Annotated in this window: 9 protein-coding genes; 8 read left to right on the forward strand and 1 reads right to left on the reverse strand. The window is 41.6% G+C overall.

Annotated elements, in window-relative coordinates; genetic code table 11:
- Window positions 1-105: 105 nt before the first annotated feature.
- From ACS5PU_RS13470 to ACS5PU_RS13485, 4 genes are all read left to right on the forward strand, one after another.
- The gene (locus ACS5PU_RS13470) at window positions 106-3,453 is read left to right on the forward strand and encodes a SusC/RagA family TonB-linked outer membrane protein (RefSeq protein WP_439459690.1); all 3,348 of its coding nucleotides are present in this window, start codon (window positions 106-108) and stop codon (window positions 3,451-3,453) included.
- Window positions 3,454-3,468: 15 nt separating this feature from the next.
- A complete protein-coding gene (locus ACS5PU_RS13475) occupies window positions 3,469-4,992 on the forward strand; it encodes a RagB/SusD family nutrient uptake outer membrane protein (RefSeq protein ID WP_439459691.1) in 1,524 nt (507 codons plus the stop codon).
- Window positions 4,986-6,842 carry an alkaline phosphatase gene (locus ACS5PU_RS13480; protein WP_439459692.1) on the forward strand — a complete coding sequence of 619 codons (1,857 nt, stop codon included), beginning with the start codon at window positions 4,986-4,988 and terminating at the stop codon, window positions 6,840-6,842. Before ACS5PU_RS13475 ends, ACS5PU_RS13480 begins: the two co-directional genes overlap by 7 nt.
- A gap of 110 nt (window positions 6,843-6,952) precedes the next feature.
- Window positions 6,953-7,855, forward strand: a complete 903-nt coding sequence (locus ACS5PU_RS13485; protein ID WP_439459693.1) for a metallophosphoesterase family protein — start codon at window positions 6,953-6,955, stop codon at window positions 7,853-7,855.
- 231 nt (window positions 7,856-8,086) lie between these two features.
- Here the strand turns inward: ACS5PU_RS13485 and ACS5PU_RS13490 are convergent, their stop codons facing one another.
- Window positions 8,087-10,504, reverse strand: a complete 2,418-nt coding sequence (locus ACS5PU_RS13490) for an outer membrane beta-barrel family protein (protein ID WP_439459694.1) — start codon at window positions 10,502-10,504, stop codon at window positions 8,087-8,089.
- 205 nt (window positions 10,505-10,709) lie between these two features.
- Here ACS5PU_RS13490 and ACS5PU_RS13495 point away from each other — a divergent pair, with 205 nt between their 5' ends.
- The 4 genes from ACS5PU_RS13495 (at window position 10,710) to ACS5PU_RS13510 (ending at window position 14,571) form a co-directional block, all read left to right on the forward strand.
- A complete protein-coding gene (locus ACS5PU_RS13495) occupies window positions 10,710-11,717 on the forward strand; it encodes a sensor histidine kinase (protein ID WP_439459695.1) in 1,008 nt (335 codons plus the stop codon).
- Between the two features lie 189 nt (window positions 11,718-11,906).
- Complete coding sequence (locus ACS5PU_RS13500; protein ID WP_439459696.1) at window positions 11,907-12,641, forward strand: LytR/AlgR family response regulator transcription factor; 735 nt, start codon at window positions 11,907-11,909, stop codon at window positions 12,639-12,641.
- Between the two features lie 601 nt (window positions 12,642-13,242).
- Entirely contained in the window at window positions 13,243-13,713 is a 471-nt protein-coding gene (locus ACS5PU_RS13505; protein WP_439459697.1) for a hypothetical protein, read from the forward strand.
- Between the two features lie 3 nt (window positions 13,714-13,716).
- Window positions 13,717-14,571 (forward strand): alpha/beta fold hydrolase, encoded by an 855-nt coding sequence (locus ACS5PU_RS13510; RefSeq protein ID WP_439459698.1) that lies wholly within the window; start codon window positions 13,717-13,719, stop codon window positions 14,569-14,571.
- Window positions 14,572-14,606 lie beyond the last annotated feature (35 nt).

Consider the following 14,606-nt stretch of genomic DNA (forward strand, 5'->3'; position numbering starts at 1 on the left):
TTGAGATCCCTGGCGGTACCGATCAGATCGGCCACCGTAATTTCTTTCTGGCCATTAGGCCTGCATAATTAAAGCTTTACAAAAATAAAATCAAACAAATTATTAATGAAAACAATCTCCGCTAAGCGGACACCAGCGCTTTATAAGATCATGAAATACGCATGTTTAACATTTTCGGTACTCTGCATATTTTGCAGTTCAATTCTGGCCTCGGCCGGAATGGCGCAAAGACTAGAGAAAACCACGGTAAGTATAACGATAAACAAGGGCCGAAAAATGACCGAGATTATCAAAGAAATTGAGTTGCGTACCGGACTCAGCTTTGTATACAACCCCGACCTGCTACAACAAAAAAATACAATTTTAAGTGGCGATTTTAGAACAGAACCTGTACGCTCCATGCTGGATAGGCTTGGTTTACAGGTTTTAGAAAAGGGAGGATACGTAATCCTCAATAACATTGTTTTAAATAAACCAGACCGCATTGTAACCGGCGTAGTACGCGATTCGACCGGGCAGGTGTTGCCAGGCGTTTCGGTAAAAGTATTGGGTACCCAAAGCGGTACCATAACCGATAGCAACGGCGCTTACCGCATAGAAGTTGGTGCAGATGCAGTACTTTCTTTTTCTATGATCGGTTACCGTACCAAAGAAGTGAAAGTGGCCGAAAATCAGGTAATTAACCTTATGCTGAGCGAAGAGCATTCTACACTTGCCGATGTGGTAGTGGTAGGTTATGGTACCCAAAAGAAAGAAACCCTCACCGGTGCAATCACTATTGTTGGATTGGATAAACTTTCATCACGCTCTGTAAACAGTGTGGGCGAGGTATTGGCCGGAAAATCTCCCGGTGTAATGGTAACCAACGAAGGTGGCGATCCAACTTCTCCTCCACGTATCAATATCCGCGGTGCCGGTGGTATTAACGGAGAAAGCGTACTTTATGTAATTGATGGTTCTATTTTTTCGGGTACACCACAGCTTAATCCTAACGATATCGAATCTATATCGGTACTTAAAGATGGATCGGCTGCTATTTATGGTGCAAGGGCATCGGGTGGTGTGGTACTGATTACCACAAAAAAAGGGAAAAGCGGTAAAATGCAGATCAGTTTTGATGCCAAAGTTGGACAGCAGAGCGCCTGGAGAAAACTAGAGCCCCTAAACGCAACGCAGCGTGCACAGGTTGCAGCAACAGCAGCCAAAAATGGTGGCACAACCATATTGCCAGCTTTCGATGCCTCGAAATATCCGGATGGGCAGGTTACCCGTACCAACTGGATGGACGAAGTTTTTAGAGATGGCTTATTACAGGATTATAATGCCGCAATAAACGGTGGAAGCGAAAAATCTAACTATTATTTGAGCTTTAACTACCGCAACGCCGAAGGTATTGTGTTAAATACCAAAACCAAACGCTATAATTTTAGGATCAATACCGAACATGAAATAACCAATTGGTTAAAAATTGGCGAAAACCTATCATACAGCAGTACGAACGGAAACGGGGCCAATACCAGTAGCGATTATACCGGAGCTTTACTTTCGGCTATTTATTACCCAACAAACGGAACGCCTTACAACTCTGATGGCAATTTTGCGGGCTTACCCGGCGGGCAGTATGCAGGCGATTATGGCGATATCATTAATCCGGTTGCCGAGCTAAACCGTATCGATATCAACAACCCCGTAAATGTTTTGGTGGTTAACCCTTATGCTAACCTAAAACTGGCTAAAGGTTTAACTTTCAGGTCTAACTTAAGCATCACTAAAACAGATGCAGCCTTTAAAAGCTTTACCCCTAAAAGACCAGAGGTTGGTAAACCCGTTTTGAGCAACAGTTTGCAAGAAAGCAGCAGCCGAAGCAACGATTTCCTTGCCGAGCAGGTTTTAAATTATAAAAATACTTTTGGCAAGCACCAGCTTGATCTTACCGGAGGCTATTCATTCCAGAAAACACAAAGCAGGGGATTATCTGCATCAGGTGCTGGCTTTGATGATGAAGCTTATCAGTACAGGTATTTAATGAATGCTACGGTAATTCAGCCATCTTCTAGCAGTTATGGTGCACGCGCACTGTCATCTTTGTTTTTAAGGGCAAACTATAACTACAACGAAAAATACCTGCTCTCATTAATTGGCCGCCAGGATGGAGTTTCGTTGCTGGACAAAAAAAACCGTACCAGATATTATGGTTCAGCTTCGTTGGGATGGGTAATCAGCAAAGAAGATTTTCTTAAAGAAGTAAGCTGGTTAAACGAACTGAAACTTAGGGGCAGTTATGGCTTTCTGGGTAATTTGGGCGCACTGGGTACCGATGCCGTTAACCCTTTGTTAGTGCCAACACAAAGTTATTTCGGGCAAACGCCAACCCTACAAAATGGTTATGTACAAACGGTATTGGCCAATAAGGACCTAAAGTGGGCTGAATCTAAGCAAACAAACTTTGGTGCCGATGTAACTGTATTGGGCAGATTAAGCCTTAATGCCGATTACTTTATCAAAGAAACCAATAAAATGATCTTAACCCGATCATTGCCTGGAACTGCAGGCTTAAACACGCAGACCATTAATGCCGGTATTGTAAAAGATAAAGGTATTGAGCTGGGCCTAACCTATAACAGCGATAAAAATGCAGCCTTCACTTATTCGGTAAATGCAACGCTGACCAAAATTAACAATAAAGTACAGGAGCTGGCGCCTGGTTTAGAAAACATTGCCGTTGGTACCAATTTCCGTAATGAGCTTGCCCCGCTTACCATTAGGGTTGGACAGCCATTATACACCTATTACGTTTTAAAAACAGACGGTATTTTCCAGAGCCAGGCAGAAGCTGATAACTATAAAAATGCAAAGGGGCAGAAAGTACAGCCAAATGCAAAAGCCGGCGATTTTAAATTTGTTGATATTAATGGTGATGGTGCTATTGATGGTAACGACCGTTATTTTGCAGGCAGTGCCTACCCGGATTTTTCTTACGGATTGAGCTTTAATGCCAGCTATAAAAATTTCGACATCAACATTTTTGCACAGGGTGTACAGGGCAACAAGCTTTTTAATGCCGTTAAACGTACCACCTACAGTGCCAGCGGACCATCGTACAACAAATTGCTGGGTATACTGGATGCCTGGTCGCCTGAAAACCCTAACGGAAAAGTGCCGATTATTTCAACAAGCGACGCCAATGGAAACTTTGCTGCTTCTGATTTTTACATCGAAGATGGTTCTTACCTGCGCATCCGCAATGTAACCTTGGGCTACACATTGCCAAAATCGCTTACCAACAAATTAAAAACCGGAGCAGTACGCCTTTATGCCACTGCAAATAATCTCTTTACGATAACAGATTATTCAGGCTTTGATCCCGAAATCGGAATGGACAACAATGGTCTTGATGTTGGCCGTTATCCACAGGCCAGAAGCTTTATCCTTGGTTTAAGTGTAAATCTATAATCACCAATTACAACAATGAAAACGAATTTTAAATATATGGCAATTGCCGCCCTGGCTGTTCTCTCTTCGTGTACCAAACAGCTGGATATTATGCCCGAAGGATCTCCTTCGGCACAGAATTTCTGGAAAACAAAAGAAGACGCCATAAAAGCCGAGGCAGGGATGTATGAAAACTACAATGCCGAAGATTTTTACGGACGTGGAATGTTCTGGTTTATCAATGCCAGCGATGATATGGTTACCGGCCGTAACAAGCCAGAGGCCGATAACATTAAAAATTTTAACCGTACTTACATTGGTGGCGGCTATACCGAATCGCAATGGAGCATGCGCTATGCAATTATTAAAAGGGCTAACGATATTATTATCAATGTTCCGGCTATCCCAATGGATGAAAACTTAAAGAAACAGATTATTGGCGATGCTTACTTTAACGCCGGTCTGGTTTATTTCCAATTGGCAGCCAACTACGGAAACGATAAAGCAGGGGTGCCTATTGTTACCCCCGAGAGCGATCCATCGTTGCCTATTGCCCGTGCAGGTAATGTGAATCAAAATTACGATTACATCATTTCACTTTTATTAAAAGCGGCCGATAACCTTCCAATGTTTTCGGCAATGAAACCTGCTGATTACGGTAAAGCACATAAAACTGCCGCCTGGGCCTATCTATCTAAAGTGTACCTGTACAAAAAAGATTATGCCAACGCTGCAAAATATGCCGATATGGTAATCAGTTCAGGTCAGCACGATTTGGTAAATACCGGCTTTGCAGATGTATTTAAAGCCTCAAATAACTGGTCTAAAGAATATATCTGGTCGGTGGTTTGTACACCAAGTGGTGGTGGTACAGGCTGGGGAAGCAAACTTCCGGGCGTAATGTTAACCAACAAAGCCTGGGGTATTTACAATGGATGGGGATACTACCTGCCCACCAAAGAACTTTACGATTCGTATGAAGCTGGCGATCAGCGCAGGGAAGCAACCATTTTAAAACCTGGCGATAAATTTATGTTCTTCGGTAGCGAACGCAGCTTTACAAAAGATGCAGGGGCAACTTCTAACTACCAGTTTAAAAAGTATATGGAGCCTTTCTCTTACGCAAACCCAATACCAACACATGTTAATCCCAATGGGGATAACGGTACCACCGATTTAAATGTGCCGCTGATGCGTTACGCAGAAGTATTGCTGATTAAAGCAGAAGCTGCCATTAATTTGAGCGGAGCTGGTGCAGGCGATACAGAACTGAATAAAATCAGGCTTCGTGCAGGCTTAGGTGCTAAAACCGGTATGACCATTACCGACCTGAAACGCGAACGCCGTAACGAACTGGCCGGCGAATGGGCCGACCGTCACCGCGATTTGGTAAGATGGGGAGATGCGCAAACTGCCTATGCAAAACCTTTGCACGATTTTGATGGCAGCGTAATCTGGCCTGCAAGGGCATTTAACCCACAGGTACACGATGTTTGGGCCGTGCCACAAAGAGAGATTGATAACAGTGCGGGGGTGATTAAACAAAATGCAGGATGGTAAAAGTGAACAGACTGATCTGCTTTTTACTGTTGGCTTTGAGCATACATTCGGTTTCTGCACAGCAGAAACTGAATGTTGGCAATGGCCATAGCCACAACGATTACAAACAGCAGATTCCCTTGCTGGAAGCTTATTATGCCGGTATGGGTTCGATAGAGGCCGATGTGTTTTACCGCGACGGCGAATTGTTTGTTGCCCACGAAAGCAGCGAGATTAGGCCCGGTAAAACATTAAAAAAGTTATATATCGATCCTCTGGTGGCTTTTTTTAAGGAAAATGCCAACCATCCTTACCCCGATCCAAAGCAGAAGCTGCAACTGGTAATCGATATCAAAGCCGATTATAACCATGTAATTGCAAAATTATTGACTGACCTGAAAGGTCTTGAGCCTGTTTTCGATCAACAGATCAATCCATCGGCCATTAAAATTGTACTGAGCGGAGATGTTCCGCCTGCCGAAAAGTTTACCGACTATCCATCCATCATCAGTTTTGATGGCCGTCCGGAGAATAATTATACCAGCGGCCAGCTGCAGCACATCGGTATGATCAGTGATGATATTTCGCATTACTCGGTATGGAACGGAAAAGGAACACCAACCCCAACCGATCTGCAAAAAATGAAAGCCGTAATTGCCAAGGTACATGCCCTGGGTAAACCTTTCCGCTTTTGGGCAACCAAAGATAGTCCGAACAGCTGGAAAGAGTTGGAACATATTGGCGTGGATTGGGTTGGTACCGATCATCCGGCATTGTTAAAAGATTTTTATCAGAACAGGGCCAAACTGGAGTACAGCAGCAATAAAGGCTATACACCTTACCAGCCAAGCTATAAAAACGATGGATTAAAAACTAAAGTTAAAAATGTTATCCTTTTAATTGGCGATGGAATGGGATTGGCCCAGATCCAGGCCGGGTTAAGTGCCAATTTCGGTCAATCCAATATGATCAAGATCAGGCATATCGGTTTTTCACGTACAGAGGCTTCCAATTCAGATTTTACTGATTCGGCAGCTGGGGCAACGGCCATGGCCACAGGTCATAAAACCAATAACCGGTACATCAGTGTCGATTCTAACGGTAAATCGTTAGCGGCTATTCCAGATGTTTTAGCTAGCTATGGCATCAAGAGTGGGATCATCAGCAGTGGAGATATTACCGATGCCACTCCGGCAGCATTTTACGCCCATCAGGTTGAGCGTAGCATGACGCACGAAATTGCAGCCGATTTTTTAAACGGCCATGTTGATGTCCTGGTAGGGTCTAAACGTAAAAGTTTTACCGAAAATCCAGATCAAAAACTGATGGACAAAATCTTGGCTAAAGGTTATGTTTTTCAGCAAAACCTAAAAAGTTTTACGGAATCAAATGCGGCTAAACAGCTTGTGCTGCTTGATGATTCGGTAACACGTAAAATATTGGAAGGAAGAGGAGAGATGCTTAAAACATCATTCTTAAAAACAGTTGAATTGCTTTCTAAAAACAAAAAAGGATTTTTCATTATGGCCGAAGGTGCACAGATTGATCATGGCGGGCATGCCAACGATCTGCCTTTTGCAGTAACCGAACAGCAGGATTTCGACCGCTTGGTTGGCGAAGCTTTAAAATTTGCCGATCAGGATGGCGAAACATTGGTTGTGGTAACTGCCGATCATGAAACTGGCGGACTATCGCTTTTAGATGCTGCTTATAAAAAAGGAATGGTCCGCGGGCACTTCAGCACCGACGATCATACCAATATTATGGTGCCTGTATTTGCCTATGGGCCTGGTTCAGCTGCTTTTATGGGCGTGTATCCCAATAATCAGATTTTCGAAAAGATTATCCAGGTTTACCAGTTAAGCAAGTAAATTAAACAAAAACTTAAGTCAGCGGCGCAAGTAATAATTACCTGCGCCGCTTTTTCTTAATGTTAAGGCAACATTGCATCATTAATTTTGAACCCAATCAAGAAAATGAGATGGAAAGAAGAGCTGCACTAAAAAATATCGGTGGTTTATTTTTACTGCCAACCTTACCGGCAATCGCTGTTGCAACTGATAAAAAAGCTGTATTGCGGGTTGCACACATTACCGATGTACACCTTAAAAATCAATTTAATGCCCCAGCCAGGTTTGTTAAATGCCTGCACCATCTGCAATCGCAATCGCCTAAAGTAGATCTAATTTTAAACGGTGGCGACATTGTTTTCGACATGAACAAAGAAAATATCAGTACCATTAACGATCAATGGAAACTGGTAAACGATACCATGAAGAGTGAGTGCAATATTCCGGTGCGCTATTGCCTGGGCAATCACGATATCTGGTGGAATGAAAACACCAAAGGCGATGTTTTTTACGGTAAAAAATATGCAATGGATAAATTGCAGCTGGTTAAACCTTATTACAGTATGGTGCAGAATGGCTGGAAAATTATGGTGTTGGATAGCACCCACCTGGATATTGATAATACCTGGTACATCGGTAAATTGGGCGAAGCGCAGTTGGCCTGGCTGAAAACCGAACTCGAAAACACCAGTGCCGATATGCCTGTTATGGTAATGTCGCATATTCCTATCCTTACCGCGCTTTTAATGATAGAGGATGATATTGTAAACAAATGGACCATGTTGGGTGGCGATATGCATACCGATACGGCGAAGATCATCAACCTTTTTTACAAATATCCCAACGTAAAGCTTTGCGTAAGCGGCCACCTGCACATGCGCGATAAAGTGGTGTATAATGGTGTAACCTATTTGTGTAACGGTGCTGTATCTGGCGCCTGGTGGGAAGGCAACCGGAGGGAAACTGCCCCAGGTTACGGCCTGATCGATTTATACGATGACGGTAGTTTTGAGGAAAAATATGTGAATTATTGAGTTGGTAGTTTCCCAAAAGAAGGCGTCACCCTGACCTGTAGCGCAGCGGAAAGCTACGCAGTAAATTTATTTCAGGGTCTTTTAGAAATAAATCATCAGCTGCCATGCATAAGTGCTTTCACCATGTAAGAAATATAAGGCCAAGTAAGCTCATATGACCTTAAATTTCTTACATGGTTAATTATTTGCCATGCCGAACGAAGTTGAAAGCCTTTATTGTTAGGTGAGCACCTAATTCTTCCCAACCCTGTTCTCTTCGTCGCTGGTTCCGGTTCTACGGCTACGGGCAGTTTTAATCTTCATATTCCCGAATTTGTAAGTAAAACTTAAGTTTACCCTACGGCTTTCCCATTCGTTCTGCCAAAAGGTTTTAATGTTATTGTACTCCAAATTGGCCCTGAACCTGCTGGTGTTAAATACATCGTTTACCTTTAAAGCTAAAGTGGCGTTCTTTTTCCAGAATGTTTTTTTTGCACCAACATTAAGCTGGTAACTGCCCAAACTGCGAAACAGGCCCGAAACAGAAGGCGAATCGTAATAAGCGTAAGTTGTTAAGCTATAGTTTTTAGGCAGCGTAAAGGTATTATCCATCATTACCGACCAGTTCCATGAAAATGCGTTGTAACCATTGCCCTGTACAGCTGAGTTGGTGCGGTTAAAGCCAGCTGAAAATTCGGTACTGTTGTTCCACCATTTGGTTATATCGAAAGGACTTCCTGTAGCCACATAAAAGTTTGTGGTGCGGTTTAGATTTTCAGGTCTGGATATACTTTCCTTTGTGGCATCGTTCTGGTAAACCACTTCCCATATCGAACCATCGCTAACCGAATAGCTTAAGGTAAGCACCCTGAAGTTTTTTATTGAATAGTTAAATTCGAAACTATTGCCATATGATGGCTGCAGCAAAGGGTTTCCCTGTAATGCCGTATACGGATCGGTATAAAAGGTAAATGGATTTAAGCTGCTGTACGATGGACGGTTAATGCTTTTGCGGTAAGCTGCGGTTACCAGATTGTTCGAATCGATCTTTAAAGAAACAAAAACCGTTGGAAAAAGCTTCCAGTACTTTCTGTCGATCAGGGTATTGGTTCCTGATGAACGGCCATTGCCCAATGTTTGCTCTGCACGCAGGCCAGCTTTGATCTGCAGGTTTTTAAAGCTCTGATCCAAAGAAAGGTAACCCGCATTAATGTTTTCGTGGTATAAAAATTCGTTTGTTCTGCGCGGATCATTGATCCAGCCGGCCGTTTTTAACGAATCGAAACGTACATCGCTCTGCGAATTTACCCAACTACTTTTCCAGCCGGTTTCCATTTTTAGGGTTTTAGTAAAATTTAAGGTATAATCGGCCTTCAGCGAGTAAATAGATACCTGGCCCATACCCTTATTGCGCAGGTCGACAGGGTTGCCCAGAGGCAGATCGTTGGCATCAAGATAGTTATTGGTAAAAGTTTCATCCTTGCTGTTGTCATAGCGCACATAATCTGCATCGAAGCCCAGTTCGCCGCCCAATGTATCTGTTTTAAGGCGATAGTTTAAGTTAAGGGCATGGTTTTTTTCGGTATTGCGCTGTGGATTGAACATTTCCGTTCCGCCCATTTTAGCGCCATTGGCCCCGTAGTTTACCGAATTGCTGTTCACTTTAGTTTCTTCGGGTGCGGTGTAACCCTTTACCATAATGCCCAGTGTATTCTTTTTATCGATAAAGTAATCGGCACCTGTTGAGTAATTTAAGCTGTTGGTAACCGGATGCCAGAAATTAAGCTGGTTATATTGCTCTTCGCCAATGGTTCGGTTTAGGGTTAATCTGTTGTACGAATTGTAATGCCCCCCGTTTAAGCGCAAGTAGGTGCTTACCTTGCCAATATTGTAATTAAGGTTAACCCCGCCGAAAGCTTTTTCGTAGCGGCCGTAGCCACCACCCAGGTTCATGTTTCCGTTAAAGCCCTGCATTTTGTTCCGCTTTAATTTAATGTTGATAATGCCTGCTGTTCCGGCAGCATCAAAAGAAGATGGTGGATTGGATATCAGTTCGATTTTACTCAAAACTGAACCCGGCAGCGATTTTAAATAAGTGGTAAGCTCCAAGCCGCTCATGTAGCTCATTTTTCCATCAATCATTACATTAATGCCTTTTTTACCCTTCAGTATTATGTTGTCATCCTTATCGAGCTTTACCCCAGGCGATCTGCTGATGACTTCCAGCGCATTATCGCCGGCAGTATTCATTTGTTCTACATTAACTACCACACGGTCGGCTTTCTGATCAATCACCGGCATTTTAGAAATTACATTTACTTCCTTTAAATGCTGGGCCTGGTCGGCCAGTAAAATTGTGGTAACCTGTACAGCGTTGCCTTTCACTTCGAAAACTGCAGATTGTGCTTTGGCGTAGCCCATCATCAGTGCCTTGATTAAATATTTGCCCGGTTTAACCGCATTAAACTCATATAGGCCTTTTTGGTTGGTGGCCTGTAGCGAAACAGATACCGAATCGGGCAGCTGGATCAAAGCAACCGAAGCATAATCCAAAGGCTGACTGCTTTTATCGGTAACAGTTCCGGATACTTTAATGCCCTGTGCATTGGCGCGGTTAAAGCTTAGTACAAATAGGGTAACGGTAGCTAAAGTAAAAAATAGGTTTTTCATTGTCTGTTTTAATAATTGATGCCTCAAAGATGGAAGGCTGCCAGCAGCTTAAAAATTATTTAATCCCAATGCCTTGAAATATTATCCCAATACAGTTTTGATGTAAAATCAGGGTTAATCCTGCAAAAGCATTGTTTGGGATAAATTTTTACAGGTTTGGCATAAGAAAATAGGCAGTTAAAAAAGCTTTGTATAGTTTTAGGCCATGAAAGCGATAAAAACCATTTCTATTCATATCATTTGCTGGGTACTTGTGCTGGGCTATTTTTATGGTGGAGTTTTAATAAACGGAACAACTTTTAACCGGATTGCCTTTAGCATCTCGATGAATTTTATCCAATTGATAGAGTTTTATATCTGTTACCTATGGGTGTACCCTAAATTTTTGAAGAAAAATAAAGTCCCACAGTTAATAGGGGGTATTTTACTAACCATGGCCGTTTTTATTTCACTCCGTTATGTAATAGAAGAGGTTATTTATTTAAAATGGCTTGGTATTCATAATTATAGCGATGGAGTAACCCTTTGGGGCTACGTTTCGGATAACATTTACTGGAGTATTGCCTATATTGTTGTGCCAGCTGCGGTTTATGGTATTCAGCAGAGCTTTAAATCCGAACAGGTTAACCGTAAATTGAAAGAAGAAGTAGTAAAAGCAGAGCTTTCTTTCTTAAAATCTCAGATCAATCCACACTTTTTGTACAATACCTTAAATTATGTGTATTCGTTGGCCATTCCTGTGTCGGATAAACTGGCCAATGCTGTTTTACGCCTTTCGGATCTGATGCGCTATACTTTAAATGATAGTCCGGATGGGAAAGTGGCTTTGGATAAAGAAGTAGAATACCTGGAGAGTTATGTAGCCCTGTTTAAAATGCGGTTCGAACCCAAATTTTATGTCGATTTTATTACCGAAGGCATTGCCGATCAAAAAATTGCTTCACTGATCCTGATCCCTTTTGTAGAAAACGCATTTAAACATGGTGTGGTAAATGATGAAACTCAACCCGTACGCATTAAATTAAAAGTGCAGCACAAACGTTTAAGTTTTGAGGTGAGCAATAAGATCAGCCATGCACAGAAAGATCATTCCAGTGGTGTAGGTATGGTCAATATCCACCGCCGCTTAGATCTGATTTATCCAGAAAAGCACGAACTGCTGATTTCGAACAATGGCAATACCTATAAAAGTACTTTGATTTTAAATCTCTAAATTTTGATCGTTTATGGTGAAAAACCGTTCTCTTGTTTTATTTTTATCATAAACTTAAGGCGAAATAAAAACATTGTCATCCTGAGCCTGTTGAAGGATGAATATTTTTATTTTCGAGTATTTAAAGGTCTTCGACAAGCCCAGATTAACAAATATATTAAATAACCATTTGTACTAACCCCTTTTCCTATGATCCGTTGCCTTGCTGTTGATGATGAATCTTATGCCTCAGATATTATTGCTGCATTTATTACCAAAACGCCTTTTTTAGAACTGGTAGGCACCACTACTAATGCTTTTGAAGCGCTTAATATGGTGCAGGAGGGAAAGGTTGATCTGGTATTTCTGGATATTCAGATGCCCGAACTCACTGGTATCCAGTTTTTGAAAATCTGCGGCGGCAAATGTAAGGTGATTTTAACCACCGCCTATCCCGAATATGCTTTAGAAGGTTTTGACCTCGATGTGGTAGATTACCTGCTTAAACCGATTTCTTACGAACGTTTTTACAAAGCGGCATCCAAAGCACAGCAGATTTTGGCACCTGTAGCAGCTGTACAGCAAGAAATAACAGTACAACAAACGGCCCAAGGCAACGATTTTATTTTTATCAAGGGCGATACCAAGAACAAATTCATCAAAGTTAACTACGAAGATATTTTATACATCGAGGGCTTAAAAAACTACGTTTCCGTTTACACAGCCTCACAGCGCATTATAACCTATCAGGCCCTGCGCGAGCTGGAAACACAACTGCCACAGCCACCTTTTTACCGTATCCATAAATCTTACATCATTTCTATCGAAAAAATAAAAATGATTGATGGCAATACAGTTTACATCAACGATCAGGCTATCCCAATCGGCGAAACCTACAAGGAGGAGTTTTTTAAAGTGGTAAGGGAAGGGAAGAAGGGCGGTTAGTCTATCTTTAAAGTTTGGAAGCTTTAACCAGTTAACCAAATAATTCAATGACCATTAAGAAGTTAAGAACGTTAAGATTTAGTGGTTATCAGTCAATTAACCAGTTAACCGATTAACCTTTCTTTACAGTTTGGAGTTGAGTGTTGGGAGTTGGGAGGACTTAACCAGTTAACCAAATAATTAAATGACCATTAAGAAGTTAAGAACATTAAGATTTAGCGGTTATCAGTCAATTAACCAGTTTAAACAGTTAACCGATTAACCTTTATTTACAGTTTGGAGTTGAGTGTTAGGAGGGCTTAACCAGTTAACCAAATAATTTAATGACCATTAAGAAGTTAAGAACATTAAGAGTTATTGGTTATCAGTCAATTAACCAGTTTGAACAGTTAAGCTCTATTTACAGTTCGGAGTTGAGCGTTAGGAGGATTTAACCAATTAACCAGCAATAAAGCAATCCAACAATTTAGCAATTGACAAAACAGTTAACCAGTTCAAACAATTAACCAGTTAACCAGTTAACCTTGTGTGCATAAATTCTCCCCATTATTTATTGTGTTTTTTTTAAGTTTGCAGCGTAAAGATTAAACCAAACATTGCCATGCAAGAAACCAATTCGCTAAACCAGGTTGCAGAATTTCATACCACCTTTAAACACCCAATTTTAGAAACACCGGTTATTCCTTCAAAACAAAGGGCTAACCTCCGCATTTCCCTGTTGGCAGAAGAATTGAAAGAACTGCAGGAAGCTGTAGAAAATGATGATCTGGTAGAAGTTGCTGATGCACTTTGCGATTTGCAGTATGTTTTGGCAGGCGCTATCCACGAATTTGGATTGGGCGGTAAATTTAAAATCCTGTTTGATGAGGTACACCGCTCTAACATGAGCAAAGCCTGTAAAACGGTAGAAGAAGCCGAACAAACCATACAGCACTATTTTGATAAAGACCAAACAGAATCGTACTACAAAGAAATAGACGGACTGTTTTTGGTTTTCAGAAAATCTGACGATAAAACCTTAAAATCGATCAATTATTCTCCCGCCGATTTAAAATCACATTTAATTTATTAACCGTTGAAGAGGCTAAAGCAACTTATTGGTGATTTGAAGCAGCAGCAGAACAACCCTGATGCTGCTTTAATGCGCGAGTTTATTTTTTACTCGCCGAAAATGCCTTTGCGCTTATATCAAGAGCAGCTTATAGCAGCAGCGACACAGTTCAGTGTTAAGGTTTTTGATACTTATTTTACCAAAGGCGAGCTAAATATCAATTGCTTTAGTTGGGGCAGTGGTAAGCATAAGGTGCTGCTCACCCACGGCTGGGCTTCGAAAGCCTTAGATTTTTATGAACTGATTGTAGCACTGCAGCAAATTGAAGATCTCGAAATTATCGCTTTTGATGCACCAGGGAACGGCAGCTCCGTTTCAGAGTTTTCCAACCTGATGCTCTATGCCGATTCGGTAAAAGCCATTGCGCTCAACTATTCGGCACCTGATGTGCTGATCGGTCACTCATTGGGTGGCATGGCCAATGTAATTGCGTTACAGGAACTGGGATTATCCCCTCAGCTGCTCATCAGCATTGCGCCACTCATCCGTTTGAAGGAGAACTTTGAGCAAAGTTTAGATTCGGTAAATATCAGCGCTAAAGATCAGGATATCTTTTTCGATAATTTTGCAAAAGAGTTTCCGGTTCAGGCCAGTTATTTTAATCTTGTTAACCTTTACCAGTTAAGCACCGAACTTAACCATTTTCTGGCCTTCGATCCCGAGGATCACATTTCCCCATATCCGTATTTAAGAGAATTTCTGGATAAAAACCCTGCGGTAAATGCAAAGTCATTTGAAGGTGTAGGACATTATAAAATCCTTAAATCGTCTGATTTGGTACAAGATATCCAATTTAAAATTGCTGCATTATTTAAGTAGCTCACTTTAATAGCATTATACGTTTTGTGATATTG

The organism is Pedobacter sp. GSP4, from assembly GCF_051857575.1.
Lineage (GTDB): Bacteria > Bacteroidota > Bacteroidia > Sphingobacteriales > Sphingobacteriaceae > Pedobacter.

Excerpts from the sequence above, each read along its gene's own strand:
- ACS5PU_RS13480 (WP_439459692.1), top strand. The coding sequence starts at position 4,986 with ATGGTAAAAGTGAACAGACTGATCTGCTTTTTACTGTTGGCTTTGAGC.
- ACS5PU_RS13495 (WP_439459695.1), top strand. The coding sequence starts at position 10,710 with ATGAAAGCGATAAAAACCATTTCTATTCATATCATTTGCTGGGTACTT.
- ACS5PU_RS13470 (WP_439459690.1), top strand. The coding sequence starts at position 106 with ATGAAAACAATCTCCGCTAAGCGGACACCAGCGCTTTATAAGATCATG.
- ACS5PU_RS13500 (WP_439459696.1), top strand. The coding sequence starts at position 11,907 with ATGATCCGTTGCCTTGCTGTTGATGATGAATCTTATGCCTCAGATATT.
- ACS5PU_RS13475 (WP_439459691.1), top strand. The coding sequence starts at position 3,469 with ATGAAAACGAATTTTAAATATATGGCAATTGCCGCCCTGGCTGTTCTC.
- ACS5PU_RS13505 (WP_439459697.1), top strand. The coding sequence starts at position 13,243 with ATGCAAGAAACCAATTCGCTAAACCAGGTTGCAGAATTTCATACCACC.
- ACS5PU_RS13485 (WP_439459693.1), top strand. The coding sequence starts at position 6,953 with ATGGAAAGAAGAGCTGCACTAAAAAATATCGGTGGTTTATTTTTACTG.
- ACS5PU_RS13490 (WP_439459694.1), bottom strand. The coding sequence starts at position 10,504 with ATGAAAAACCTATTTTTTACTTTAGCTACCGTTACCCTATTTGTACTA.